Origin of the sequence: Aerophototrophica crusticola (assembly GCF_012913305.1) — a bacterium.
In the GTDB taxonomy this organism is placed as follows: Bacteria; Pseudomonadota; Alphaproteobacteria; order Azospirillales; family Azospirillaceae; genus Niveispirillum; species Niveispirillum crusticola.
The window spans coordinates 1,553,690-1,578,309 of sequence record NZ_CP051775.1 but is presented as its reverse complement, the minus strand read 5'-3'; the positions used below and the strand labels follow the sequence as shown (position 1 = coordinate 1,578,309).

24 protein-coding genes are annotated in these 24,620 nt (G+C 69.3%); 19 read left to right on the top strand and 5 right to left on the bottom strand.

Annotation, left to right across the window (positions count from 1 at the left end; genetic code table 11):
• Position 1 precedes the first annotated feature (1 nt).
• Genes HHL28_RS07785 through HHL28_RS07770 form a run of 4 tightly spaced genes read left to right on the top strand, consistent with a single transcriptional unit; the run spans position 2 to position 5,037 of the window.
• Positions 2-670 carry a flagellar motor protein MotB gene (locus tag HHL28_RS07785; RefSeq protein ID WP_075768950.1) on the top strand — a complete coding sequence of 223 codons (669 nt, stop codon included), beginning with the start codon at positions 2-4 and terminating at the stop codon, positions 668-670.
• On the top strand, positions 667-1,386 hold the full coding sequence (locus HHL28_RS07780; RefSeq protein WP_083698770.1) for an OmpA/MotB family protein: 720 nt from the start codon (positions 667-669) through the stop codon (positions 1,384-1,386). The genes HHL28_RS07785 and HHL28_RS07780 overlap by 4 nt, the downstream gene beginning before the upstream one ends.
• Positions 1,383-4,616 (top strand): tetratricopeptide repeat protein, encoded by a 3,234-nt coding sequence (locus HHL28_RS07775; RefSeq protein WP_075768951.1) that lies wholly within the window; start codon positions 1,383-1,385, stop codon positions 4,614-4,616. The genes HHL28_RS07780 and HHL28_RS07775 overlap by 4 nt, the downstream gene beginning before the upstream one ends.
• 4 nt (positions 4,617-4,620) lie before the next feature.
• On the top strand, positions 4,621-5,037 hold the full coding sequence (locus tag HHL28_RS07770) for a type II toxin-antitoxin system PemK/MazF family toxin (RefSeq protein ID WP_075768952.1): 417 nt from the start codon (positions 4,621-4,623) through the stop codon (positions 5,035-5,037).
• Positions 5,038-5,175: 138 nt separating this feature from the next.
• Here the strand turns inward: HHL28_RS07770 and fliP are convergent, their stop codons facing one another.
• From fliP to HHL28_RS07750, 4 genes are read right to left on the bottom strand one after another with little or no spacing between them, the layout of a single operon-like run.
• The gene (gene fliP, locus HHL28_RS07765) at positions 5,176-5,937 is read right to left on the bottom strand and encodes a flagellar type III secretion system pore protein FliP (protein ID WP_075768953.1); all 762 of its coding nucleotides are present in this window, start codon (positions 5,935-5,937) and stop codon (positions 5,176-5,178) included.
• On the bottom strand, positions 5,934-6,275 hold the full coding sequence (locus HHL28_RS07760) for a FliO/MopB family protein (protein WP_075768954.1): 342 nt from the start codon (positions 6,273-6,275) through the stop codon (positions 5,934-5,936). Before HHL28_RS07760 ends, fliP begins: the two co-directional genes overlap by 4 nt.
• Before the next feature lie 36 nt (positions 6,276-6,311).
• The gene (locus HHL28_RS07755; protein ID WP_075768955.1) at positions 6,312-6,641 is read right to left on the bottom strand and encodes a hypothetical protein; all 330 of its coding nucleotides are present in this window, start codon (positions 6,639-6,641) and stop codon (positions 6,312-6,314) included.
• Positions 6,638-7,000: an EscU/YscU/HrcU family type III secretion system export apparatus switch protein gene (locus HHL28_RS07750; protein ID WP_075769182.1), complete on the bottom strand. Its 363-nt coding sequence runs from the start codon at positions 6,998-7,000 to the stop codon at positions 6,638-6,640. Before HHL28_RS07750 ends, HHL28_RS07755 begins: the two co-directional genes overlap by 4 nt.
• A gap of 294 nt (positions 7,001-7,294) precedes the next feature.
• On the opposite strand from HHL28_RS07750, the gene flgB reads away from it, so the two are divergent.
• The 7 genes from flgB (at position 7,295) to HHL28_RS18435 (ending at position 13,094) form a co-directional block, all read left to right on the top strand.
• Entirely contained in the window at positions 7,295-7,699 is a 405-nt protein-coding gene (gene flgB / locus HHL28_RS07745) for a flagellar basal body rod protein FlgB (protein ID WP_083698772.1), read from the top strand.
• Positions 7,700-7,717: 18 nt separating this feature from the next.
• On the top strand, positions 7,718-8,128 hold the full coding sequence (gene flgC, locus HHL28_RS07740) for a flagellar basal body rod protein FlgC (RefSeq protein ID WP_075768956.1): 411 nt from the start codon (positions 7,718-7,720) through the stop codon (positions 8,126-8,128).
• A gap of 34 nt (positions 8,129-8,162) precedes the next feature.
• Complete coding sequence (fliE, locus tag HHL28_RS07735; RefSeq protein WP_075768957.1) at positions 8,163-8,468, top strand: flagellar hook-basal body complex protein FliE; 306 nt, start codon at positions 8,163-8,165, stop codon at positions 8,466-8,468.
• Between the two features lie 12 nt (positions 8,469-8,480).
• Complete coding sequence (fliQ, locus tag HHL28_RS07730) at positions 8,481-8,759, top strand: flagellar biosynthesis protein FliQ (protein WP_075768958.1); 279 nt, start codon at positions 8,481-8,483, stop codon at positions 8,757-8,759.
• Positions 8,759-9,523 (top strand): flagellar biosynthetic protein FliR, encoded by a 765-nt coding sequence (gene fliR / locus HHL28_RS07725; RefSeq protein WP_075768959.1) that lies wholly within the window; start codon positions 8,759-8,761, stop codon positions 9,521-9,523. The genes fliQ and fliR overlap by 1 nt, the downstream gene beginning before the upstream one ends.
• An 18-nt stretch (positions 9,524-9,541) precedes the next feature.
• Complete coding sequence (gene flhB, locus HHL28_RS07720; RefSeq protein ID WP_075768960.1) at positions 9,542-10,621, top strand: flagellar biosynthesis protein FlhB; 1,080 nt, start codon at positions 9,542-9,544, stop codon at positions 10,619-10,621.
• Positions 10,622-10,712: 91 nt separating this feature from the next.
• A complete protein-coding gene (locus HHL28_RS18435; protein WP_075768961.1) occupies positions 10,713-13,094 on the top strand; it encodes an ATP-binding protein in 2,382 nt (793 codons plus the stop codon).
• A 22-nt stretch (positions 13,095-13,116) separates the two neighbouring features.
• On the opposite strand, the gene HHL28_RS07710 is transcribed toward HHL28_RS18435, so the two are convergent.
• Positions 13,117-13,665: a hypothetical protein gene (locus tag HHL28_RS07710; protein WP_075768962.1), complete on the bottom strand. Its 549-nt coding sequence runs from the start codon at positions 13,663-13,665 to the stop codon at positions 13,117-13,119.
• Positions 13,666-14,058: 393 nt separating this feature from the next.
• On the opposite strand from HHL28_RS07710, the gene recA reads away from it, so the two are divergent.
• From recA to HHL28_RS07670, 8 genes are all read left to right on the top strand, one after another.
• On the top strand, positions 14,059-15,135 hold the full coding sequence (recA, locus tag HHL28_RS07705) for a recombinase RecA (RefSeq protein ID WP_075768963.1): 1,077 nt from the start codon (positions 14,059-14,061) through the stop codon (positions 15,133-15,135).
• Between the two features lie 501 nt (positions 15,136-15,636).
• Positions 15,637-18,330: an alanine--tRNA ligase gene (alaS, locus tag HHL28_RS07700; protein ID WP_075768964.1), complete on the top strand. Its 2,694-nt coding sequence runs from the start codon at positions 15,637-15,639 to the stop codon at positions 18,328-18,330.
• Positions 18,331-18,336: 6 nt separating this feature from the next.
• Positions 18,337-18,552: a DUF2283 domain-containing protein gene (locus tag HHL28_RS07695; protein WP_075768965.1), complete on the top strand. Its 216-nt coding sequence runs from the start codon at positions 18,337-18,339 to the stop codon at positions 18,550-18,552.
• Positions 18,553-18,588: 36 nt separating this feature from the next.
• Complete coding sequence (locus HHL28_RS07690) at positions 18,589-19,437, top strand: AAA family ATPase (protein ID WP_075768966.1); 849 nt, start codon at positions 18,589-18,591, stop codon at positions 19,435-19,437.
• A 116-nt stretch (positions 19,438-19,553) separates the two neighbouring features.
• Positions 19,554-20,798, top strand: coding sequence for an ergothioneine biosynthesis protein EgtB (gene egtB / locus HHL28_RS07685; protein WP_075768967.1), 1,245 nt, complete (start codon positions 19,554-19,556; stop codon positions 20,796-20,798).
• 14 nt (positions 20,799-20,812) lie between these two features.
• Positions 20,813-21,787: an L-histidine N(alpha)-methyltransferase gene (egtD, locus tag HHL28_RS07680; RefSeq protein WP_075768968.1), complete on the top strand. Its 975-nt coding sequence runs from the start codon at positions 20,813-20,815 to the stop codon at positions 21,785-21,787.
• A 101-nt stretch (positions 21,788-21,888) separates the two neighbouring features.
• Positions 21,889-23,277, top strand: coding sequence for an adenylate/guanylate cyclase domain-containing protein (locus HHL28_RS07675; RefSeq protein WP_075768969.1), 1,389 nt, complete (start codon positions 21,889-21,891; stop codon positions 23,275-23,277).
• Positions 23,278-23,326: 49 nt separating this feature from the next.
• Positions 23,327-24,517 (top strand): vWA domain-containing protein, encoded by a 1,191-nt coding sequence (locus HHL28_RS07670; RefSeq protein WP_075768970.1) that lies wholly within the window; start codon positions 23,327-23,329, stop codon positions 24,515-24,517.
• Positions 24,518-24,620 lie beyond the last annotated feature (103 nt).

The following is a 24,620-nucleotide window of genomic DNA, read 5'->3' as shown; positions in this document are numbered from 1 at the left end:
GATGGCCAGCAAGGGCACATGGGTGCGGGACACGGGTCCGGAGGGCGACGGCTCCACCGGGCTGGTGCTGTACCTTGCCCTTTTCGTGCTGCTGCTGGCCTTCTTCATCCTGTTGAACGCGTTGTCCAACTTCCACCAGGACAAGGTCGGGGCGGTGCGCGAGAGCGTGGAGCGCGCCTTCTCCCTGTCCACGGACCGTGACGGGGCCGGCACCGACCGCCAGCGGGAGGGCGCGCGGGCGGAGGCGGCGCGCGCCCTGCGGGACCTTGGCGACCTGGTCCGGGCGGAACTGCCGTTGGCCAAGCTGGAAGCCGGGGCGGACGGGGATACGCTGGTGGTGGCCCTGCCGGTGACGGTCCTGGTGGAGGCGGGGGCGGTCGCGCCTGGCGCCAGCGGGCTGCTGCACCGGGCGGCGGTGGCACTCCAGCCACGCGCCGGTGGGGTGCAGGTGGAGATGGAGCTTCTGCTGGCCACCAGCCCCGGTGTGGACAAGGGGATGCAGGTGGCCCAGGCCGGCTTGCTCGCCCGTGAACTCCAGAAGCTGGGGGCGCCTGCCGCACCCGTCAGCATCGGGCTGGAACGCGGGGTGCCGGGCACGGCGCGCCTGCTGTTCCGCATCCAGGCGCCGGGCATCCCGCCGGACCTGCGCCGGGTCGGGGGGCAATCATGAAGGCCGGCCGTGCCCTCATGCAGTTCAGCTTCATCGGCCAAGGGCCTGCCGGGAAGGCCTGGCTGGTCACCTTCACGGATCTGGTCTGCCTGATGCTGACCTTCTTCGTGATGCTGTATGCCATGTCGGACCCGGACCCGAAGCGGTTCAAGGCGCTGGCGGAAAGCGTGCCGGGCCAGTCCGCCCCGCGGGCCGACGGGGCGGAGCGGGCGGAGGCGGCCTTCACGGCTGAGGGGCTGGACCGGGGCCGGGCCATCGACCTGGGCTATCTGGGCCGGGTGTTCGAGAGCCAGCTCGTCGGCAAGCCGGAACTGGTGGATGTGCGGCTGGGCCGCCGCGGGGACGCGCTGGTGGTCAGCCTGCCCGGCGACCTGCTGTTCCGCCCGGGCTCCGCCGAGCTGTCGGCGCAGGGGGAGCGGGCCCTGTTCATCCTGGGCGGGGTGGCCGGGAACATCGGCAACGCCTTGGACGTGGTGGGCCATGCCGACCCCACGCCCACCGGCAACCTATGGCCTTCGAACTGGGAGCTGTCCCTGGCCCGGGCCCAGGCCGTGGCGGACAGCCTGCGCCGTTCCGGCTACCAGCGGGAGATGACGGTGCGGGGGCACGGCGACGGGCGCTTCGCCGAGGTGGCGCCCTGGGCGGAGGAGGTTGAGCGGCGACAGCTCGCCCGCCGGGTGGATCTGGTGATCCGTGAGCATGGGAGCGGGCGATGAGACGCGCCGGCCTGACCGCCGCCATCGCCCTCTTGGCGGGCCTGCCCAGCCTGGCCCAGGAGGTCGCCGCGCCGGCCCCGGCGACGGCCCAGCCGCCGGCCGCCGTGGCGCCCGCTCCCGCCGCCGTGGTGGGGGTACGCGGGGGAATCCATCCCGACTACAACCGGCTGGTCTTCGACTGGACCAAGCCCACGGAGTACCGGGTGAGCCGGGATGGCAACCGGGTGACGGTGACCTTCCCGGTTGCGGCCACCGCCAACCTGACCCCGGCCAGCCGCACGCGCCTTGCCCGCATCAGCGGCCTGACCCAGACCAGCCGGGACGGGATGCTGTCCGTCAGCTTCACCGTGCCGGACGGTGCGGTGGTGCGGGACAGCCGCATCGGGCCGCGGGTGGTGCTTGACGTGGCCGACCCGCCGAAGACCGCGGCATCGCCTGGGCAAGCGGTCCAACCACAGCAGGCCGCCAGCCCGGCAAAGGCACCCCCCGCCCAAGTTGCCCAGCAACAGCCGGCCCCCGCGGCCAAGCCGCCGACGGCGGAGGAACAGGCCGCCGCGCGCCGCCAAGCCGAAGGCGCGCCGCTGTTCCAGATCCGTGGGAACCAGCAGACCCCGCCGGTCCCCGGGAATCCGGCAACGGCCCAGGCGGCTCCTGCGCCGACACCGGATACGGCAAGCCCCGCGACCGCCGCGCCGACACCCCTGATGCCCCCGAACCCGGGCAAGGGAAGCCCCGCGGCTGCGCCAGCGCCCACGACGCAGGCCCAGGCCCAGCCGGCCCCGGCGGCCAAGGTCGCTGCCCAGCCGGCCGCCGGTGCCCCAGTCGCGCCGGCCCCGGCTGCCGAGCAGCAACAGGCGGCCCAGTCGGTGACCCTTGTCTTCGACCCCAAGATCCCGGCGGCGGCGGCCGTGTTTGAGCGGGCAGGGTGGCTCTATGTGCTGTTCGACCGGGAGGTGCCGCCGGGCACGGCACCGGCGCCGGGCTCCGTCCCCGGCCTGACCACGCCGGTGGAGCCGGTCCAGGTGCCGGAGGGCGCCGGCTTCCGCCTGCCGTCACCGGCCCTGCTGGAGGGCAGGGTGCAACGGGACGGCACCGCTTGGCGGGTGGTGCTGGAACGGCCGGCAGGCCAGGCGGTAACTAGCCTGCCGGTGCAGGCCGACCCCGACTTTGCCTTGGGGGCCCGCCTCGTGGTGCAGGCGGAGGACGCGGACAAGGTGCTGACCTTCACCGACCCGGTGGTGGGCGACCGGCTGCGGGTGGCGCCCCTGCCCGTGCCCGACAACCGGGTGGCGGCGCCGGAGCGCTATGCCGAGGCGCAGCTGCTGCCCACCTTGCAGGGCATCGTCGTCCGGCCGCTGCATGACCAGTTGCTGGTCCAGCCGGTGCGGGAAGGGGTGGAACTGACCGTGCCGGGGGGCCTGCGCCTGTCGCCGGAGGAGGATGTCCGCGTCGCCAACCCGCCGCCGGTGGTGAGCGAGCCTGACCGGCTGTACGACTACAAGCGCTGGGGACAGGTCCCGGCGGACCAGTACATGCGCACCCGCCAAGCCCGCTGGGATGCCATGATCGCCCAGCCAGAGGCCATCCGGAACCGTGGGCGGCTGGACCTGGCGCGGTTCTACCTGGCCAACGGCATGGGGCCGGAAGCGCTGGGCATGCTGGCGCTCGTGCAGGAGAAGCAGCCGGACGTGGACCGCCGGGCCGAGTTCCTGGCCGTGCGCGGCCCGGCCCGGCTGCTGTCCGGCGACTTCAAGGGTGGGGCGGAGGACCTGTCGGCGGCGAGCCTGGACGCCGAGCCGGACACGGACCTCTGGCGGGCGCTGGCCGCCTCCGGCCTGGGCGACCCAGGGCGGGCACATGACCTGTTCAGCAAGCACAAGGAGCTGCTGTCCAACTACCCTGAGCTCTACTTCACCCGCATGTCCTTGGCGGCGGCCGACGCGGCCTTGCAACGGGGGCAGGCGGAGGCGGCGGCGCTGGTGGTGGACCGCCTGGTCCGCCGGGGCAGCCACAAGGGTCCGCAGGCTGCCGCCGTCAACTACATGCGCGGGGCCGTCTTCGCGGCGCTGGGCGACACGGACAAGTCGGAAAAGGCTTTCCAGGAAGCGCTGGCCGGGAACGACCGGCTGTACCAGGTCCGGGCCGACATGGACCTGGTGGATTTGCGGCTGAAGGCCGGCAAGATCACGCCGAAGCAGGCCGCGGAGGAGATGGAGAAGCTGCGCTTCGCCTGGCGCGGCGACCAGCTTGAACTGGCTGTGCAGCGCCGCATCGGCGACACCCATGTGAAGGCCGGGAACTATGCCCAGGCCTTCGACACCATGAAGCGCACCATCTCGCTGTTCCCGGACGACCCGGCGGCGAAGGAGATCGCGGCCCAGATCACCCGTACCTTCACCGACCTGTTCGGCAAGGACGGTGCGGCGCACCTGTCGCCGTTGGAGGCGCTGGCGCTGTATGAGCAATACCGCGAACTGACCCCGCCCGGCCCCGACGGCGACCGGATCATCCAGATGCTGGCCGGGCGGCTGGTGGAGATCGACCTGCTGGACCGCGCCGGTACCCTGCTGGACCATCAGGTGCAGTTCCGGCTGGCGGGGGAGGAGAAGGCCCGGGTCGGTGCCCGGCTGGCCGGCATCCGGCTGCTGGACAGCCGGCCGGAGGAGGCCCTGGCCGCCCTGGACAAGAGCGAGATGCAAGGGCTGCCCGGCCCGCTGGCGGAGGAGCGGCGCCTTCTCCGCGCCCGTGCCCTGTCGCAGACCGCCAGGAGCGGGGACGCGTTGCAACTGCTGACCGCGGACCAGTCCCGCCCGGCCAACCTGCTGCGTATCGACATCGCCATGCGGGACAAGCAGTGGAAGGCCGCCGCCCAGGCCCTGGGCGACGTGATCGGCCCGCCGCCGCCCGCCGGGCAAGCGCTGGACCCGCAGGTGGTGGGGCTGGTGGTCAACCGGGCCGTGGCCCTGTCCCTGGCCCAGGACAATGTCGGGTTGGACAAGCTGCGTCAGGATTTCGGCACCGCCATGGAGAAGAGCCGCGAGGCCACCGCCTTCCGGGTGCTGACCCGGCCGGGCGAGGCCGCGGGCCTGGTGGATGCCCGCACCATCCAGGGCCGGATGGCGGAGATCGACCTGTTCCGCAGCTTCCTGGACAGCTACCGGACCAAGCCCGGTGGCAACGCCGCGCCGGCACCCACCGGAGCAGGGCAGCAGGCGCAGGCGCCGAGGTGAACCGATGGGGCTTGTGGACGAGGTCGAGGCGCCTGATGTCGCCAACCGGATCAAGGCGGCACCCGCGATCCGGAACCTCTATTGGTGCGACCTATGGGCGGATGCGCGGAAGCCCGAGTTCTGGAAGCGGCGCCCGGTCGTGGTGGTGAGCTACCGGAACAGCTTGGCAGGGCCGTGCCTGGTGGTGCCGCTGACGACGAAGGCCCAATCCGGGAACCGGTGGGCAGTGCCATTCCGGCATCGTTATCTCGGTCCAGAAACGGAATCGTGGGCCGTGTGCAATCACTTGCTGACTGTCTCCCCGTCGCGGCTGTCATCCGTCAGGGGGGCCGTGCCACGATTTACGGAGGCTGAGTTCGCACCCATCCTGGCCCGTGTCCATGAGTGGTTGCCCAAGATGCCGACGGAGGGCCACCGCTGAAGATTGTCAGCGGCCCCGAAAAGCGCTATGTGTAGTCCTACGGGATGCCGTCAGGCATGTCCGCCGATCAAAACCTCGCAAGAGGTGGAGAGATACAGGAAGGGCAGCCCCCGCGGGCTGCCCTTCACTATTTGCGAGCTACCCGAAGCTCTGCACCAGGCTGCCGACCACCAGGTACCAGCCGTCGATCAGCACGAAGAAGATCAGCTTGAAGGGCAGGGCCACCATGGCGGGGGGCAGCATCATCATGCCCATGGCCATCAGCACGCTCGACACCACCATGTCGATGACCAGGAACGGCACGAAGATCAGGAAGCCGATCTCGAAGGCGCGCTTCAGTTCCGACAGCATGAAGGCCGGGATCAGCACCTGGAGGGGCATGTCCTTCGGCTCCGCCACCGGCGCGGTCTTGGAGATGTCCATGAACAGCTGCAGGTCCTTCTCCCGCACATGGCCCATCATGAACTCGTGGAAGGGGGCGACGGCGCGGTTGAAGGCCGTCATCTCGTCCACCCGCTCCTCCATCAGCGGCCGGATGCCCTGCTCGTAGCTGGCCTTCAGGGTCGGCGTCATGATGAAGAAGGTCAGGAACAGGGCCAGGCTGACCAGCACCTGGTTGGGCGGCACCTGCATGGTGCCCAGGGCGCTGCGCAGGAAGCTGAGCACGATGGTGATCCGCACGAAGCAGGTCATCATGATCAGGATGCTGGGCGCGAGCGACAGCACCGTCAGCAGGGCGACGAACTGGATGATGCGGCCGGTGTTGCTGCCGCCCCCGTCGCCCATGTCCAGCGACAGGCTCTGCGCCGCCGCCGGGCCGGCCCAGGCGACCAGGCCCATGGAGACAAGGCCGAGCAGGGCCGGGAGGGCGAGGCGGCGGGGAAGGTGGTGGCGGCTCATGGGGCGGGCTGTCCGGTCTTGCCGGCCTGGGTAAGGGCGGTGGGGAAGCTGGGTGTCTCGGGCGGCGCCGGGGGCGGGTTGATGTGCGTCTCCACCACCCGGTCGTCACCCATGCCGAGAAGCAAGAGGTGTTCCACCCCGTCGCGCTTCACCAGGACGAGGCGGCGGCGCGCGTCCAGCGGCAGCACCTCCACGATGCCCAGGCGCCGGTCGGCGCGACGTCGGACGGGCAGGCCGGCCCCGGGGCCGAAGCGCTTCAGCACCAGCCCGAACAGCCCGATCAGGGCCAGGACGAAGACCAAGGCCAGGAAGATGCTGGCCAGCGAGGTGGTTTCCATGGGGGCGGGCCCGTCAGGCTGCGGGGCGGGAGGACATCAGCGCTCCTCCGGCGGGCGATAGGCGGCGGCGGCGCGCAGGCGGGCGGCGTTGCGCTCCGCCGCCAAGGTTTCCCCGTGGGCGGCCTGGAGCGCCGTGCCCACCGCGTCCAGGGCGGTCAGCAGCCGCTCCAGGTCAGGTAGCAGGGCGCGGGCATCGGCGGCCGGCAGGGTGATGACGGCGTCCAGCAGGGGTTTGGCCTCCCGCTCCATTCCCGCAAGGTCCACCCATTGACCCTGGGCGACCAGGGCGGCGCTGCGGTCCAGCAGGTCCTGGAGGTCGGCAAGGGCCGCGGCGATGGTGGCCATGTCGGCGGGGCGGTCGGTCATGCCGGCATCTCCCCCGCCGCGCTGTCGTGGAAGCCGGACGGGGGCCAGGGCTCGCCCGGGCGCCACAGGCCGTTGGCCCGATAGACATAGGCAAGGATTTCCGCCACGGCGGAAATGGCCTCCAGCGGTATCTCGCTTTCCACGTCCAGCACGGCAAGAATTTCCGCCAGCTCCGCATCCTCGCGGACCTTCACCCCCGTCTCGAACGCCCGGGACAGGATCTTTTCCGCCAGCGCGCCATGGCCGGAGGCGACGATGCGCGGCAGGCCGGGCAGGTCCTTGTCGTGCTTCAGCGCGACGGCGACCTGTCGGCGGGGCCTTTGCGCGTCCTGGGAAGGCGGGTCCTGGGGATGGGTCAAGGCGGCGGCCTGTCTCGCGTGCCGGGGCAGGGGATACTCACCCATCCAGCTTAACAAATCGCTGCATCCGGTACACCCCGGATGGTGCATCTTTTCGGTTCCTTAACCCGGAAGATGGAGTATGCTGCCTGGGAATAAAGACTCAAGGATCGTACGGCAGCCCGCTGCGGGCGGCGTATGGCTTGGGTCCATACCCCGTTCGCGCGAAAGCTGGTCCGGAAATTGCTTAACCTTTCTGGACCAGGGTGGCGTCAGCCGCCCGGCGTACGGGGCCAGACTTCAGGGATGGGTGCCATGGACCTGCGGCAGATCGGTCTGTTCAAGCTGATGACGGACAAGATGGACTGGCACAGCCAGCGCAACCAAGTGCTGTCCGACAACATCGCCAATGCCGACACCCCGGATTACCAGGCGAAGGACCTCACGGCCTTCGACTTCAAGCGCCAGCTCCGCCAGACCTCGCAGCTCCAGCCGGTGGCCAGCAGCCCGGGCCACCTGACCGGCACCCTGCCGAACCGCGGCAGCTTCCGTGACGAGAAGGAGCAGCCCTACGAGACGTCCCCTGACGGCAACGGCGTGGTGCTGGAGGAGCAGATGTTCAAGGTCGGCCAGAACTCCATGGAGTACCAGACCGTGCTGAACCTGTACCGGAAGCAGGTCGGCATGCTGCGCACGGCCATGACGCCGAACCGCGGCTGATAGGGGAGGGGTGCCGCCATGGACTTGATGAACTCCCTCGCCATCTCCGCCGCCGGGCTGAAGGCCCAGGGCACGCGCATCCGCGTGATCCAGGAGAATATCGCCAACGCCAACTCCACCGCGCCCTCCCCGGGCGACCTGCCCTACCGGCGCAAAGTGGTGCTGTTCGAGAACGCGCTGAACAAGGAGCTGGGCGCCAACACGGTGAAGGTCCGCAAGATCGACGTGGACCGCAGCGAGTTCCAGCGCCGCTACGACCCCGGCCACCCCAGCGCCGACCAGGACGGCTATGTGCTGATGCCGAACGTGAACTCCCTGGTGGAGGCCACGGACTACCGCGAGGCACAGCGCAGCTACGAGGCCAACCTGAACACCATCGAGGCGACGCGCACGATGATCATGCGCACCCTCGACCTGCTGCGGAACTGACCCCGGCCCGCCCTAGACCCAGGAAACCACGACCATGGTCCCCTTCTCCAACGCCGCCGCCGCCTATGCCAACGCTGCCGGCCAGGGCCTGCGGTCCGCCACCAAGCCGGCGGAGACGGACGGCCCCGCCTTCGGCGACGTGCTGAAGGAAGCCGCCGAGAGCGCCATCGACACCATGCACCGGGGCGAGGCCATGACCGCCAAGGGCGTGCTGGGCAAGGCCGACCTGTCGGACGTGGTGAACGCCGTCACCAACGCGGAGATGACCCTGCAGGCCGTGGTGAACGTGCGCGACCGGGTGATCAGCGCGTACCAGGAAATCCTGCGCATGCCCATGTGACGGGCGGGACCGATGACCGAGGCAGAAGCCATCGACGTCGCCCGCGACGCCCTTTACATCACCATCATCGTCAGCGGGCCGCTGATGCTGGTCGGGCTGGTGATCGGCACGGCCATCAGCCTGTTCCAAGCCCTGACCCAGTTGCAGGAACAGACCCTGTCCTTCGTGCCGAAGATCATCGCCATGTTCGCGGCGCTGGTGTTCTTGCTGCCCTTCATGTTCGGCCACCTGAAGACATTCACCGAGCAGGTGATGGACCGGGTGGTGGCCGTCGGCACGGGTGACGGCTGATGCAGCTCGACGCGCTGGTCGGCGGGTCGCTGTTCGCCTTCCTGCTGGTCTTCGTGCGCCTGGGCTCCGCCTTCCTGGTCATGCCGGGGATCGGGGAGCAGTTCGTGAACGCGCGGTTCCGGCTGCTGCTGGCGCTGTCCGTCTCATTCCTGATGATGCCGGTGCTGAAGCCGATCCTGCCGGATCGCCCGCCATCGCCGGGTGACCTGGTGCTGCTGATCCTGGCGGAGGCGGTAGTGGGCATCTTCATCGGCACGCTGGCGCGGGTGATGCTGTCCTCGCTGGAAACGGCAGGCTTCATGATCGCCAACCAGCTCGGCTTGTCGGCGGCCCAGTCCTTCAACCCGGCCATGGCATCGCCGGGCAACGCGCTGAGCGGCCTGTTGGGCATCCTGGCCATGGTGATGCTGTTCGCCACCAACCTGCACCACATGCTGATCATGGGGATCGTGGACAGCTACAGCCTGTTCGCGCCGGGCCAGGGGCTGCCCGTGGGCGACGCGACGGAGCATCTGGCCCGCACGGTGGCGCAGAGTTTCCTGGTGGGCATCCAGCTCTCGGCCCCCTTCGTCGTCATCGGGCTGCTGTTCTACCTGGGCATCGGGCTGGTCTCCCGCCTGGTGCCGCAGATCCAGATCTTCTTCGTCACCGCGCCCATCCAGATCCTGCTGGGCACGTTGCTCTTCAGCCTCAGCCTGTCGGGGCTGATGCTATTCTGGCTGGCCGCCTTCGAGGACCAGCTCGTCACCATCCTGCAGCCTTGAGCATAGGGGGCGCGCGGCATGGCCGAGGACCAGGACGAAGACTCCAAAACAGAAGACCCGACAGGGAAAAAACTGGCCGACGCGCGCTCCCGCGGCCAGGTGCCCAAGACCCAGGAGATGAACCACCTGATGGTGCTGGGGGCGGGGCTGGTGCTGGTGATCGGCATCCTGCCCTGGTCCTTCGGCCACCTCAGCGGGTCCCTAGTACCCTTCATCGAGCGGCCCCACCAATTCGCCACGGACCTGGCCGGCGTGGGCCGGGTGCTGTCGGAGCTGGCGCTGGACATCTTCATCGCCATGATCGTGCCGCTGTTGGTGCTGGCGGTGGCCGTGGTGGCGGGGAACCTGCTTCAGGTGGGTTGGCTGTTCAGCACCGAGAGCGTGTTCAGCTTCGACCTGAACAAGCTGAACCCCCTGGCCGCGCTGGGGCAGAAATTCTCCATGCGCAACCTGGTGGAGTTCCTGAAGTCCCTGGCGAAGCTGCTGGTGGTTGGGGTGGTGGTCACCTGGCTGCTGGCACCGCTATGGGGGTCGGTGGACCACTTCATCGCCATGTCGTTGCCCGACCTGATCCAGGAGACGAAGGAGATCGCGGGCAAGCTGATCTTCGCCGTGCTGATCGTCCTCAGCCTGCTGGCCGGTGCCGACTACATGTACCAGCGCTTCGAGTTCATGAAACAGATGCGCATGACCAAGCAGGAGGTGAAGGACGAGTTCAAGCAGTCCGAGGGCGACCCCCTGATCAAGGGCAAGATCCGCCAGTTGCGCATGGAGCGGGCCCGCAACCGCATGATGGCCAACGTGCCCACGGCGGACGTGGTCGTGACCAACCCGACCCACTTCGCCGTGGCGCTGAAGTATGACGGCACCACCATGTCGGCGCCCAAGGTGGTGGCGAAGGGCGTGGACAACCTGGCCTTCCGCATCCGCGAGGTGGCGGAGGAGCACGACATCCCCATCGTGGAGAACCCGCCCCTGGCCCGCGCCCTGTACGCCACGGCGGAGGTGGATGAGGAGATCCCGGCCGACCATTATAAGGCGGTGGCCCAGGTCATTTCCTATGTCTTCAAGCTGAAGCGGAAGACGATCCCCTCCTGATCCCCACCAATCGGTGCATTTGCTGTTAGGGTGGGGGACCTCCAACGACGGCATAGGCGCACTCGTGTCCCTGTCTCCCCGTTCCGAGAGCTTGGTTGCCAGCCCGACCCGTGTCGCCGCCATCGGCGCCGGGGCGCTGGCGGCCTTGGGCATCGCCGGCCTGTGGCTGGCGGCCGGGATGAACGGGGTGGCGGGGGCGATGCTGCTCTGGCTGCTGGCCGGGGCCCTGGGTTTCGGGGCCATCGCCCTGGTGCATCTGGTGGGCAAGGCCGTGGGCGAGGTGGAGCGCGGCCGGATGGTGCTGGCCCGCATGCTGGAGGAGCTGGACGGCCCCGCGGCCCTGGCCGGGCCCGATGGGCGCGCTGCCACCTTCAACCCGGCGTTCCGCGACTTGGCGCAGCCCCGCGGCCGGTCCCCGGCGGAAGCCCTCGCCGAGGCGGCGGCCGGGCCGGAGGCGCGGCTGGAAATCCGCCGCCTGGAACTGGCGGCGCGGGAAGGGCGCGCGGCAAGCGCGACACTCTCCTTCCGCGAAGCCAAGGGGGAGCGCCGGATGCTGGTCAGCGCCAAGCCGCTGTCGGCCTGCCCGGGCCATGTGGTCTGGCAGGCCCTGCCGGCCCCGGCGGAACCGCCGCCGGCGGGGGGCGTGCAGCTGTCGGCGGGCGATGCGGCTGCCTCGTCTCCACCGCCATTGCTGGCGGATGAGACGCCCCTCGGCCTCGCCCTGGTCGATTCGGGCGGTGTCGTGTGGGCGGCAAACCCCACCCTGGCACACCTGCTGGGCAAGGACGCCCTGGACATCGCCAATGTCGGCAAGACGCTGGAAAGCCTCATCCAGGGGCAGGGGGCCGCGCTGCCGACCGTTCGGCTGCTGGACGGGGCTGACGGCGGCTGGAGCGTGGTGGGGCTGGTGCCGCCCCCGGTCCCCGACCCGGCCCTGGTGCAGGCGTTGGAGCGGGTGGAGCAACGCTTCCAGCGCTTCTTCGATTACGCCCCCATCGGCATCGCCCAGGTGAACGCCGAGCTGAAGCTGGAGGAGTGCAACGCCACCTTCCTGTCCCTGGTGGCGGCCCCGCTGGCGGACGTGCAGGGCAAGGCCGTGGGGCTGCTGTTCCAGCGGGACCAGCGGGCGGGGTTCCTGGCCCATCTGGCCGCCGTGCTGGACGGCGCGGACGGCAGCGCGCCGGTGGAGGCGCGGCTGCGGGGCGGCTCCTCGCCCGCGGTGCATGTCTATGCCCGCAGGGTGGAGACGGAGGGTGGCGGCCGGGCCCTGATCCTGCACATGGTGGACATGACCACCCAGAAGAACCTGGAGGCGCAGTTCGTCCAGTCGCAGAAGATGCAGGCCATCGGCCAGCTCGCCGGCGGCGTGGCGCACGACTTCAACAACCTGCTGACCGCCATGATCGGCTTCTGCGACCTGCTGCTGCTGCGGCACAAGCCGGGCGACCACAGCTTCACCGACATCATGCAGATCAAGCAGAACGCAAACCGCGCCGCCAACCTGGTGCGGCAGTTGCTGGCATTCTCAAGGCAGCAGACCTTGCAGCCCCGGGTGCTGAACATCACCGACGTGCTGGCGGAGCTGTCCAACCTGCTGCGCCGCCTGATCGGTGAGAACATCGAGTTCCGGATGATTCACGGCCGGGACCTTGGCCTCGTCAAGGTGGACCAGGGCCAGTTGGAGCAGGTGATCATCAACCTGGTGGTGAATGCCCGCGACGCAATGGCCGGGGCCGGCGGCCGGCTGACCATCGTCACCTCCAATTTCTCCACGCCCGTGCCCGTGCGCCGCGACACGGAGGAGATGCAGCCCGGCGACTATGTGGTGGTCGAGGTGATCGACACCGGCTGCGGCATCCCGAAGGAGAACCTGCAGCGTATCTTCGAGCCCTTCTTCAGCACGAAGGAGATCGGGTCCGGCACCGGGCTGGGCCTGTCCACGGTCTATGGCATCGTGCGGCAGACGGGCGGCTTCGTCTTCGTCGATTCGGCGCCGGGGGAGGGGGCCAAGTTCTCCATCTACCTGCCCCGATTCCAGGAGACGGGGGCCGCGACGGCCCTGCCGGCGGAGGCGAAGGAAAAGGTGGCCGACCTGACCGGCATGGGCACCATCCTGCTGGTGGAGGACGAGGACGCGGTGCGCGTGTTCGGCGCCCGGGCCCTGCGCAACAAGGGATACCACGTGCTGGAGGCCAAGAGCGGCGAGTCCGCCCTGGAAATCCTGAAGCGGCAGGACGGGCCGGTGGTGGACCTGATCGTCACCGACGTGGTCATGCCCCAGATGGACGGCCCCACCATGATCCGACACGTGCAGGAGTTCCGGCCGGACCTCAAGGTGATCTTCATCTCCGGCTATGCGGAGGAACGCTTCCGCGCCCAGGTGGGCGACGGCATGCGGGTGGAGTTCCTGCCCAAGCCTTTCAGCCTCAAGCAACTCGCCAGCAAGGTGAAGGAAGTCATCGGCGGGGAGTGAGGCACCGCCCGCCGACGCTGGTTCAGTCCACCGTGCGCCAGGACCCGTCCGGTTGCAGGCAGGCGGTGCCGTAGGCCGGCTCCAGCCGGCCGTTCACGCGGACCTGGGTCTGGTATTCCCGGCAATGGCCGTCGGCGCTCTGCCGCCCGGTGGGGGCGGCGTAGATGGGCGCCTGCTGCCCATAGGTCACCGGCGGGGGCGGGGTGTAGTAGGTGACCGGCGGGGGCGGGGCGGCATAGGCCGGCGGGGCCGCCAGCAGGGCGCCGGCGGCGAGGCCGGTGATGGCGCCGAGGCCGAAGGCGAGGCCCGTGTCACCGCCGCGCCTGCGTTCATAGATATAGACGTCCCGGCCGCGGTGGTGGTGATGGTGGTGGCGCCGGTCCCAGTGCCGGTCGCGGCGGTCCCACCTGCGGTCATCCCGGTCCCAGCGGTGGCCGTGGTCATGCCGCCAGCCCTGGTGCTTGCGCCAGTGCCGGCCGTCATCGTCGGCGAAGGCCGGGGCGGCCGTGCCGCCCAGCAACAGGGTGCCGCCCACCAGGGCCAGGGCCGCGCCACGGAAAAGGGTGCCCATCGCGAGTTCCTCCGTTCACCCGGGCATCCACGCCGGGATACCCGTATGTCCCCAAGCTGGGGGCATGCCATGGCAGAACGATGGCAGGGAAAGGACGGCTCCGGGGTAGCCGGAAAGGGGCCGCGGACCCTTGTCCAACGACCCGAGTCGCCCATATGAGGGCTCCCCGCCGGAGCCGGCCGGGCGCCCGGCCACTCCCCCCCTCGGCCAGGGTGCCAGGGCCCTCCGGCGGGACCCCCGACCCGCCGTTCCGTTCCCCCCTTATCGCTGTTCTGTCGCCCTGAATGAGAACAGATCAGAAACATTTCCCCTTGGCGGGCAAGAACGGAACGGGTACATTCAGGTTCAGTTGAACGCACCCCGCAGCCGTGCGAGAAGGAAAGGGACAGGGATATGTCGGCAGCCCCACTCCGTCTTGTTGAGACCCCAATGGACAAGCAGAAAGCCCTCGACGCGGCTCTGGGCCAGATCGAACGTGCGTTTGGCAAAGGCTCGATCATGAAGCTCGGCGCCCGGGAGGCGGCGACCGAGACCGAGGTCGTCTCCACCGGCTCGCTGGGCCTGGACATCGCGCTGGGCATCGGTGGCCTGCCGCGGGGCCGCATCATCGAGATCTACGGGCCGGAAAGCTCGGGCAAGACGACGCTGGCGCTGCACGCCATCGCCCAGGCCCAGCGGAACGGCGGCACCTGCGCCTTCGTGGACGCGGAGCACGCGCTGGACCCGTCCTATGCCCGCAAGCTGGGCGTGAACGTGGACGAGCTGCTGATCTCCCAGCCCGACGCCGGTGAGCAGGCGCTGGAGATCGCCGACACGCTGGTGCGCTCCGGCGCCATCGACGTGCTGGTGGTGGACTCGGTGGCGGCCCTGGTGCCGCGGGCCGAGTTGGAGGGTGAGATGGGCGACAGCCATGTCGGCCTGCACGCCCGCCTGATGAGCCAGGCCCTGCGCAAGCTGACCAGCTCCATCAGCAAGTCCCGCTGCCTGGTGATCTTCATCAACCAGATCCGCCTGAAGATCGGCGTCATGTTCGGCAACCCCGAGACGACGACCGGCGGCAACGCGCTGAAGTTCTACGCCTCCGTCCGCCTGGACATCCGCCGCATCGGGGCCATCAAGGACCGCGACACGGTGGTGGGCAACCAGACCCGCGTGAAGGTGGTGAAGAACAAGATGGCCCCGCCGTTCCGGGTGGTGGAATTCGACATCATGTATGGCGAGGGCGTGTCCAAGGTGGGCGAGCTGCTCGACCTCGGCATCCAGGCCGGCGTGGTGGAGAAGTCCGGCGCCTGGTTCAGCTATGACGGGACGCGCATCGGCCAGGGCCGGGAGAACGCCAAGGCCTACCTGCGCAACAACCCCGCCGCGGCGGACGCCATCGAGCAGAAGATCCGCTCCAACGCGGGCATCGTCGCCGGCGCCATGATGGGCACGCCGGAAGCCGACGCGGACGCCAGCAGCCCAGACTGACCGCCGGGTGTGATTGGGATTCGGAAGGGGCGCGATCCTTCGGGGGTCGCGCCCCTTTTGCTGTTCCAGGGACAGCTGGGGGCCTCTTGCCTGCGCAGCTTTTGCCGGAAGCACTGCAATCAGCAACGGAATGGACGGTGTTTTGCGAAATGCAATGCCGCGCACCGACCGGCTCAGATCAGCAGCAACGCCAGCAACACCGCCACCCCGATGGTCAGCAGCGTGTACAGGATGTGCCGGCCGATGGGCGGGTAGCGGGAGCCGAGGCCGGCTGAGGGGACCTGGTAGACGGCACCCTTCCACCCCTCCTTGGCGGGGACTCGCGCCGGGGGCCATTGTCATTGGGCATCAGGTTGCTCCCCTGGCTTGGTCGGACCGCGGGAAACCGCCGCAAGGCCCCCTCCGTTCCCGTCGCCCCTGTGCTGCCCCGTGGACAGTCGCCACATCCCCACGGTACAACCCGTTCCCCATCGCACCCGTTGAACACGAGCCCGTGGCCCCATGTCCAAGAAGACCATCAACGAGATCCGCTCCAGCTTCCTCGGCTTCTTCGGCAAGAACGGCCACGCCGTCGTGGACAGCTCGCCCCTGGTGCCGCGCAACGACCCGACGTTGATGTTCACCAACGCGGGCATGGTGCAGTTCAAGAACGTCTTCACGGGCCAGGAGACGCGGCCCTACAGCCGCGCCACCACGTCGCAGAAGTGCGTCCGCGCCGGCGGCAAGCACAACGACCTGGACAATGTGGGCTACACGGCCCGGCACCACACCTTCTTCGAGATGCTGGGCAACTTCAGCTTCGGCGACTACTTCAAGGCCGACGCCATCGAGCTGGCCTGGACCCTGATCACGAAGGAATTCGGCCTGCCGAAGGAGCGGCTCTGCGTCACCGTCTTCCACACGGACGATGAGGCGGCGGACCTCTGGAAGAAGGTGGCCGGCCTCGGCGACGACAAGATCATCCGCATCCCCACGTCGGACAATTTCTGGATGATGGGTGACACGGGCCCCTGCGGCCCCTGCTCGGAGATCTTCTTCGACCATGGTTCCCACATCCCCGGCGGCCCCCCGGGCAGCGCCGAACAGGACGGCGACCGGTTCATCGAGATCTGGAACCTGGTCTTCATGCAGTATGAGCAACTCCCCGGCGGGGAGCGGGTGCCGCTGCCGAAGCCCAGCATCGACACGGGCATGGGCATGGAGCGGCTGGCCGCCGTGCTCCAGGGCGTGCACGACAACTATGATACGGACCTGCTGCGGTCGCTGATCCTGGCCTCCGCCGATGCGACCAACACCAGCCCGGACGGCCCCCACGCGGTCAGCCACCGAGTGATTGCCGACCACCTCCGCGCCACGTCGTTCCTGGTGGCGGACGGGGTGCTGCCGTCGAACGAGGGGCGCGGCTATGTGCTGCGCCGGATCATGCGCCGCGCCATGCGCCATGCCCACATGCTGGGCGCCAAGGACCCGGTGATGCACCGGCTGGTCCCCGCCCTGGTGCGGGAGATGGGCGGCCACTATACCGAGCTGCAGCGCGCCCAGGCCCTGATCACCGAGACGCTGCGGCTGGAGGAGACCCGGTTCAAGCAGACCCTGGACCGCGGCCTGAAGCTGCTGACCGAGGAGGAGGGCAAGCTGGGCGAAGGGCAGGCCCTGCCGGGGCAGGTCGCCTTTACCCTGTACGACACCTTCGGCTTCCCCCTGGACCTGACCCAGGACGTGCTGCGCACCCGCGGCCGCGGGGTGGACACGGACGGCTTCAACGCCGCCATGGAGGAGCAGCGCCGGAAGGCCCGCGCCGCCTGGGCCGGCTCTGGCGAGGCCGCCACCGAGCGGGTCTGGTTCGAGCTGAAGGACGAGCTGGGGGCCACCGAGTTCCTGGGCTACGACACGGAGGTGGCGGAGGGTGAGGTGCGCGCCATCCTGGCCGCCGACGGCAGCCGGCTGGAGCAGGCCGCCGCGGGCCAGGAGGTGATGGTTGTCGTCAACCAGACGCCCTTCTATGGCGAGTCCGGCGGCCAGGTGGGCGACAGCGGCATCATGTTCACCCCCACCGGGGCGGAGTTCGCGGTCAGGGACACGCAGAAGAAGCTCGGCGCCGTCTGGGCCCACCTGGGCACCGTGGGCAAGGGCACGCTGAAGGTCGGCGACGTGGTGGAGATGCGGGTGGAGACGGAGCGCCGCGGCGCCATCCGCGCCAACCACTCCGCCACCCACCTGCTGCACGAGGCGCTGCGCCGCCGCATGGGCGAGCATGTGACCCAGAAGGGCTCCTTGGTGGCGCCGGAGCGGTTGCGCTTCGACATCAGCCAGCCCACGCCCCTGTCCGCCGCCGACGTCGCCGCGGTGGAAGCGGAGGTGAACCGCCGCATCCGCCTGAACAGCGACGTGGTCACCCGCCTGATGACCCCGCAGGAGGCCATCGACCAGGGCGCCATGGCCCTGTTCGGGGAGAAGTATGGCGACGAGGTGCGCGTCGTCTCCATGGGCGGGCATGACGAGGGCGCCAACAAGGAGTTCTCCGTCGAACTGTGCGGCGGCACCCATGTGCGGCGCACCGGCGACATCGGCCTGTTCAAGATCGTGTCGGAGGGCGCCGTCGCCGCCGGCATCCGCCGGGTGGAGGCGCTGACCGGCGCCGGGGCCCTGGCCTACCTGGAGCAGCAGGAGCAGCGGCTGCACGCCACCGCCCAGGCCCTGAAGGTGCCCGCCGCGGAGGTGCCGGCCAAGGTGGCGAGCCTGGTGGAGGAGCGCCGCAAGCTGGAGAAGGAGCTGGCCGAGCTGCGCCGCCAAGTGGCCTTGGGCGGCGGGGCCGCGGCCGGGGGTGCGGCGGCCGGCGGGGCCAAGGAGATCGGCGGGATCAAGTTCCTGGGCCGGGTGGTGCAAGACCTGCCCGCGAAGGACCTGAAGCCCTTCGCCGACGACCTGAAGAAGCAGGTGGGCACCGGCGTGGTCGTGGCCATCGCCGTGGCGGACGGCAAGGGCAGCGTCGTCGTCGGCGTGACCGAGGACCTGACCGCCAAGCTGAACGCCGTGGACTTGGTGCGCATCGCCTCCGTCGTCATGGGCGGCAAGGGCGGCGGCGGTCGCCCCGACATGGCCCAGGCCGGTGGCCCGGACGGCGGCAAGGCCGACCTGGCCGTGCAAGAGGTGGAGGCCACCGTGGCGGAGATCCTGCAAGGGGCGGGGGCTTGAGGGCGCATGGTCTCCTACGACCCCGCCTCCGAGAGCCTTCACGTCAAGATCAGGCCTGGCGCTTCCGTCCGGCAGAAGGTCGATGAGGATCGTGAGGTCATCATCGACCTGGGCGACGATGGTGAGCCGGTTGATTATGACATCCAGTTGGCTAGCTGCCAGGCGGATGTGATCGCAGAAGCCTTGGCGCTGGTGCAGCGTCATTCAAGATTGGCAGCGTGAGTCGTCCCCCTTCAGAACCCCGACCTAGGACACCCGATGACCCGTTTCGAAGGCACCAAGGACTATGTCGCCACCGATGATTTGCGGGTGGCGGTCAATGCGGCGCTGGTGTTGCAGCGGCCGCTGCTGGTGAAGGGGGAGCCGGGGACCGGCAAGACCGTGCTGGCGCAGGAAGTGGCGAAGGCCCTGGGCAAGCCGCTGCTGTCGTGGCACATCAAATCCACCACCAAGGCGCAGCAGGGCCTGTACGAGTATGACGCGGTCAGCCGCCTGCGCGACAGCCAACTGGGCGATCCGCGGGTCAGCGACATCCGGAACTACATCCGCAAGGGCAAGCTATGGGAGGCCTTCGCGGCCGACAGCGCCCCGGTGCTGCTGATCGACGAGGTGGACAAGGCGGACATCGAGTTCCCCAACGACCTTCTGCTGGAACTCGACCGGATGGAGTTCTTCGTCTACGAGACGGGAGAGACCGTGAAGGCCCGGCAGCGGCCCGTGGTCATCATCACCAGCAACAACGAGAAGGAGCTGCCGGACGCCTTCCTGCGCCGCTGCTTCTTCCACTACATCCGCTTCCCCGACGCGGAGACGATGCAGAAGATCGTCGACGTGCACTTCCCCGACCTGAAGCAGGAGCTGCTGCGCGAGGCGCTGACCCTGTTCTATGAGGTGCGGGAGACGCCGGGCCTGAAGAAGAAGCCCAGCACGTCGGAGCTGCTGGACTGGATCAAGCTGCTCCTTGTCGAGGACATGACGCCCGAGACGCTGCGCCAGCGCGACCCGAAGAAGCTGATCCCGCCGCTGCACGGCGCCCTGCTGAAGAATGAGCAGGACGTGCATTTGTTCGAACGGCTGGCCTTCCTGGCCCGGCGGCAGGGCGGGTGAGCCTAGGTCCGACGGGGTAGCCCTCAAATGCGCGTGAGGGCCGGGGCTCGCCAGGGACCAGGCGGGGGTGTCAGGGGTTAAGGCTGGGCACCCGTCCCGTAGCCTGGACCCGCCCCATGCCGGACTTGCACAGAGTTTCCGACCGCCTCACCCGCTTGGCCGCGTCCTTCAGCGCCGTCCGTGCCCGCAGCCTCGCCCTGGCAGAGGGGCTGTCGGCGGAGGACATGGTCGTCCAGTCCATGCCGGACGCCAGCCCGGTCAAGTGGCACCTGGCCCATACGACCTGGTTCTTTGAGACCTTCGTGCTGGGGCCCCATGGCGGGCGCCAGCCCTGGCGGGCCGAATGGGGCTTCCTGTTCAACAGCTACTATGACGCCATCGGCGACCGGCACCCCCGGCCGAAGCGGGGCCTGCTGACCCGGCCCCCGGTGTCCGAGGTGCTGGAATGGCGCGCCGTGGTGGACGGGCAGGTCATGGACTTGCTGGAGACGGGGCCGTCGGTGGAGGTGCTGGACCTCGTCGAGCTTGGCTTGAACCATGAGCAGCAGCATCAGGAACTGATCCTTACCGACCTGAAGCACCTGCTGAACGAAAGCCCGCTGAAGCCGGCTTACCGGTCGGCGGAAAAGCCGGTCGCCGGGACGGTGCCGCCCTTGGGCTGGGTCGCCCATCCCGGCGGGCTGGTGGAGGTCGGGCATGCGGGCCCCGGCTTCGCCTTCGACAATGAGGGGCCGCGGCACCGGGTGTGGCTGGAACCCTTCCGGCTGGCCGACCGGCCGGTGAGCGTGGGGGAGTGGTTGGCCTTCATGGCCGATGGCGGCTACGCCACCCCGTCGCTCTGGCTGGCGGACGGGTGGGCCAGGGTGCAGGCGGAGGGCTGGCGGGCGCCGATGTATTGGCGTGAGGCGGGGCAGGGGGACTGGCGGGTCTTCACCCTGCATGGCGAGCGGCGGCCGGACGTGGCGGAGCCGGTCACCCATGTCAGCCAGTACGAGGCCGACGCCTTCGCCCGCTGGGCCGGGGCACGGTTGCCGACCGAAGCGGAGTGGGAGGTTGCCTGTCGCTGGGCGCCGGACAGGGAAATGGCGGGCCTTGTGGTCCATCCGCCGGCGATGGACGGCCCCACCCCGGCGGGCCGGGTCTGGGAATGGACCAACAGCGCCTACCTGCCGTACCCCGGCTTCCGCACGGCCCCGGGGGCGGTGGGGGAGTACAACGGGAAGTTCATGAGCGGGCAGGTGGTCCTGCGCGGCCATTCCTGCGTTACCCCGCCGGGCCATGGCCGCCCGACCTACCGGAACTTCTTCCCGGCCGGGAGCCGCTGGCAGTTCAGCGGCCTTCGCCTGGCCCGGGACGCCTGACGGGAACGCGAGACATGGCCCTATCCAGCGCCGCCCGAAGCGGCTTCCTCGACCTTGCGCCGACGGTGGAAAGCTTCGCCGACGCGGTGGTGCATGGGCTGGCGCGCACGCCGAAGAGCCTGCCGGCCACCTTCTTTTATGATGCCGAGGGCTCCCGCCTGTTCGATCGCATCACCGACCTACCGGAATACTACCCGACCCGGACGGAGGTCGGGATCCTGCGCGACCATGGGGCTGAGATGGCGGCCCTGCTGGGGCCGGGCGTCCAGCTCGTGGAACTGGGCAGCGGGTCGTCGGTGAAGGTGCGGCTGTTGCTGGATCGGCTGGAAGCGCCCGCCGGCTATGTGGGCGTGGACATCAGCCGGGACCACCTGCGAGATGCCTGCGACCGCTTGGCGGCGGATTATCCAGACCTGGAGGTGCTGGCCCTCTGTGCCGACTATGTCACCCAGGACGTGCCCATACCGCCGCCCACCACGGGCCTGCCGCGGCGGCGGGTGGCGTTCTTCCCCGGCTCCACCATCGGCAACCTGCTGCCGGAGGAGGCGGAGCGGTTCCTGGCCCACTGGCGGCCGGAGCTGGCCGGGGGCGGCATGCTGGTGGGGGTGGACCTGAAGAAGGACAAGGCCGTGCTGGACGCGGCCTATGATGACGCCGCGGGCGTCACGGCGGCCTTCAACCTGAACCTGCTGGCGCGCATCAACCGGGAGCTGGGGGGCGGGTTCGACCTGTCCGCCTTCCGCCACCACGCCTTCTACGACCCGGCCAAGGGGCGGGTGGAGATGCACCTGGTCTCCACCCGCGACCAGATCGTCCCCGCTGCGGGCCGGCGTTTCGCCTTCCAAGCGGGGGAAAGCATCCACACCGAGATCTCGTGCAAATACTCCCTGCCGGAGTTCCAGGCCCTTGCAGCCCGGGCCGGCTACCGCCCGGCACGGGTATGGACGGACCCGGCGGCCCTGTTCAGCGTCCATTGGCTGGAGGCCTGAGCACCCACGGCCTTCCTCCTTTCGGCCTAGGCGCCACGCTTTCGCCGGGATTAACCGGCACCGATGCGCTAAGATGAAGGCGGTGGGAGGGGGGAGCCGGCATGGCGGCGCTGGACAAGGATGGCTTGGCCGAACGGCAGGAGGCGCGCGTCGCGGCGGCCTTCTTGCGTGAACAGCGCCAGGGCATCGACATCGCCACCAAGGCACGGCTGATCGCCCTGGGCGTGATCCTGGGCTGGGCCCTGTGGCTTGAGACCAGTTTCGAGAACCTGACGCCGTACTTCATCCTGGCCTTGCTGGCCGCGACGGGCCTGGGCGTGTGGGGCGGTAGCCGGACGCGGGCCTTCCGCCCGTGGATGCTGTACGCGGCCGTGGCCTTCGACCATGCCCTGATCGCCGCCGCCCTGGTCATGCCCATGACCATCGGGGGGGAGGTGGCGCCCGCCGCCCTGAACCTGCGCAGTGTCTGGTTCCCCGTCTTCTTCCTGTTCATCGGTGCCAGCGCCCTGGCCCAGTCGCCGGCCCTGGTGGTGTTCAGCGGGGCGGCGGCCAGCATCGCCTGGTCGGCGGCCGTGGTCTGGGTGGTGCAGCAGCCGGGCAGCTTCACGCTGCCCCATACCATGCTGTGGTACGAGCCCAACATGGCGGAGGTGTTGCGCATTCTGCAGAACCCCAATTTCGTGGACCTGACCGCCTGGGTCAGCCAGGTGCTGCTGCTCCTGCTGGTGTCGCTGGTGCTGGCCATGGCGGTGCAGCGCTCACGGCGGCTGGTGATGAACCAGATCGCCACGGAGCGGGAGCGCGCGAACCTCGCCCGCTATTTCTCCCCGGACATGGTGGATCGGCTGGCCAACAAGGACAGCCCCCTGTCCCACCCGCAGACCCGGGCCGTGGCGGTCCTGTTCGCCGACCTGACGGGCTTCACCCGGCTGTGCGAGAACTCCCCGCCGGACCAGATCATCGAGCTGCTCCGCGGCTTCCGCCTGAGGATGGAGCGGGCGGTGTTCGACCATGGCGGCACGGTGGACAAGTATATCGGCGACTGCGTCATGGCCACCTTCGGGCTGCTCACCCCCTCCGGCCGCGACCCCGCGGCGGCGCTGGCCTGCGCCCGGGCCATGCAGGCCTCCGTGGCCGACTGGAACCGGCTCCGCACGGCCCATGGGCTGGAGCCCATCGGGCTGGGGATCGGGCTGCATTACGGGGTGGTGGTGGCCGGCGACATCGGCAGCGACCGCCGGCTGGAGTTCACCGTCATCGGCGACACGGTGAACGTGGCCAGCCGTCTGATGCACCTGACCCGGGAACTGGACACCGACATCGTCATCAGCGACGAGGTGGCCGGCGCCACCCTGGTGACCGACGGGGAACCCGCGCTGGACGGGTTCCATCGGATTGAGGAGATGCCCCTGCGCGGCCGCGACGGGACCATCGCCCTCTGGTACCACCGGCCGGAGGGGCGCCGGGCCGCGCCCAGCGTGGCGGCCTGAGCCCGTTCCCTGTTAGGATGCCGGCAACCGCAAATCCCCAGGTCCGCCCATGTTCCCCACCTTCTTCTATGAACTGCGCAAGGCCGGCGTCCCCGTCAGCCTGAAGGAATATCTGGCCCTGATGGAAGCCATGCAGGCCGGGGTGGCCGGCTTCCAGGTGGAGGATTTCTATTACCTGTCCCGCGCGATCCTGGTGAAGGACGAGAGGAACCTGGACAAGTTCGACCGGGTGTTCGGCCATGTCTTCAAGGGCTTGGAAGGTTGTGCTGCCACGACGCTGGAAGAGCTGTACGCCCAAATCCCCGCGGACTGGCTGAAGAAGCTGGCCGAAAAGCTGCTGACCGAGGAGGAGAAGGCGCAGATCGAGGCGCTGGGCGGCTGGGAAAAGCTGATGGAGACCCTGGCCCAGCGGCTGGCGGAGCAGAAGGAACGGCACCAGGGTGGCAGCAAGTGGGTCGGCACGGCCGGGACCAGCCCCTTCGGCGCCTATGGCTATAACCCCGAGGGCGTGCGTATCGGCCAGGACGGTAGCCGCAACCGCCGCGCCGTGAAGGTCTGGGACAAGCGGGAGTTCCGGAACCTGGACGACCAGGTCGAGCTGGGTACCCGCAACATCAAGGTGGCGCTCCGCCGGCTGCGCAAGTTCGCCCGTACCGGGGCGGCGGAAATCCTGGACCTGCCGGACACCATCACCTCCACGGCCCGCAACGCCGGCTACCTGGACATCAAGATGGTGCCGGAGCGGCACAATGCCGTGAAGGTGCTGCTGTTCCTGGACGTGGGCGGCAGCATGGACGACCACATCCGGCTGTGCGAGGAGCTGTTCAGCGCCGCGCGGACCGAGTTCAAGCACCTTGAGTACTTCTACTTCCACAACTGCGTCTATGAGGGCGTGTGGAAGGACAATCGCCGCCGCCATGCGGAGAAGACGTCCGTGTGGGACGTGATCCACACCTATGGCCCAGACTACAAGCTGGTCTTCGTCGGCGACGCGGCCATGAGCCCGTACGAGATCGTCCAGCCCGGCGGCAGCGTGGAGCACTGGAATGAGGAGGCGGGGATCGTCTGGCTGGAACGGCTGCTGGCCCACTACAAGCACGCCATCTGGCTGAACCCCACCCAGGAACGCTTCTGGGGTTACACCCAGAGCATCCAGATGCTGCGCCAGGCCATGGGCGGCCGCATGTACCCCCTGACCCTGGAGGGGCTGGACGCGGGCATGCGGGAGCTGGGGCATTGACCCCTTTGGTCGTACCACCCGCGCCGCTTCGCCCCATTGATCCCGGGGGCTCTCCCGACTAGTGTCCCGCCGCGCCCGGCAAACCCCGCTGAAGGGGACGGGC

Excerpts from the sequence above, each read along its gene's own strand:
- alaS (WP_075768964.1), top strand. The coding sequence starts at position 15,637 with ATGTCCAAGAAGACCATCAACGAGATCCGCTCCAGCTTCCTCGGCTTC.
- egtB (WP_075768967.1), top strand. The coding sequence starts at position 19,554 with ATGCCGGACTTGCACAGAGTTTCCGACCGCCTCACCCGCTTGGCCGCG.
- HHL28_RS07675 (WP_075768969.1), top strand. The coding sequence starts at position 21,889 with ATGGCGGCGCTGGACAAGGATGGCTTGGCCGAACGGCAGGAGGCGCGC.
- flgC (WP_075768956.1), top strand. The coding sequence starts at position 7,718 with ATGGACTTGATGAACTCCCTCGCCATCTCCGCCGCCGGGCTGAAGGCC.
- HHL28_RS07695 (WP_075768965.1), top strand. The coding sequence starts at position 18,337 with ATGGTCTCCTACGACCCCGCCTCCGAGAGCCTTCACGTCAAGATCAGG.
- flhB (WP_075768960.1), top strand. The coding sequence starts at position 9,542 with ATGGCCGAGGACCAGGACGAAGACTCCAAAACAGAAGACCCGACAGGG.
- HHL28_RS07670 (WP_075768970.1), top strand. The coding sequence starts at position 23,327 with ATGTTCCCCACCTTCTTCTATGAACTGCGCAAGGCCGGCGTCCCCGTC.
- HHL28_RS07775 (WP_075768951.1), top strand. The coding sequence starts at position 1,383 with ATGAGACGCGCCGGCCTGACCGCCGCCATCGCCCTCTTGGCGGGCCTG.
- flgB (WP_083698772.1), top strand. The coding sequence starts at position 7,295 with ATGGACCTGCGGCAGATCGGTCTGTTCAAGCTGATGACGGACAAGATG.
- fliQ (WP_075768958.1), top strand. The coding sequence starts at position 8,481 with ATGACCGAGGCAGAAGCCATCGACGTCGCCCGCGACGCCCTTTACATC.
- HHL28_RS07710 (WP_075768962.1), bottom strand. The coding sequence starts at position 13,665 with ATGGGCACCCTTTTCCGTGGCGCGGCCCTGGCCCTGGTGGGCGGCACC.
- HHL28_RS07780 (WP_083698770.1), top strand. The coding sequence starts at position 667 with ATGAAGGCCGGCCGTGCCCTCATGCAGTTCAGCTTCATCGGCCAAGGG.
- HHL28_RS07690 (WP_075768966.1), top strand. The coding sequence starts at position 18,589 with ATGACCCGTTTCGAAGGCACCAAGGACTATGTCGCCACCGATGATTTG.
- recA (WP_075768963.1), top strand. The coding sequence starts at position 14,059 with ATGTCGGCAGCCCCACTCCGTCTTGTTGAGACCCCAATGGACAAGCAG.
- fliE (WP_075768957.1), top strand. The coding sequence starts at position 8,163 with ATGGTCCCCTTCTCCAACGCCGCCGCCGCCTATGCCAACGCTGCCGGC.
- HHL28_RS07755 (WP_075768955.1), bottom strand. The coding sequence starts at position 6,641 with ATGACCGACCGCCCCGCCGACATGGCCACCATCGCCGCGGCCCTTGCC.
- HHL28_RS07770 (WP_075768952.1), top strand. The coding sequence starts at position 4,621 with ATGGGGCTTGTGGACGAGGTCGAGGCGCCTGATGTCGCCAACCGGATC.
- fliP (WP_075768953.1), bottom strand. The coding sequence starts at position 5,937 with ATGAGCCGCCACCACCTTCCCCGCCGCCTCGCCCTCCCGGCCCTGCTC.
- HHL28_RS07785 (WP_075768950.1), top strand. The coding sequence starts at position 2 with ATGGCCAGCAAGGGCACATGGGTGCGGGACACGGGTCCGGAGGGCGAC.
- HHL28_RS07760 (WP_075768954.1), bottom strand. The coding sequence starts at position 6,275 with ATGGAAACCACCTCGCTGGCCAGCATCTTCCTGGCCTTGGTCTTCGTC.
- fliR (WP_075768959.1), top strand. The coding sequence starts at position 8,759 with ATGCAGCTCGACGCGCTGGTCGGCGGGTCGCTGTTCGCCTTCCTGCTG.
- egtD (WP_075768968.1), top strand. The coding sequence starts at position 20,813 with ATGGCCCTATCCAGCGCCGCCCGAAGCGGCTTCCTCGACCTTGCGCCG.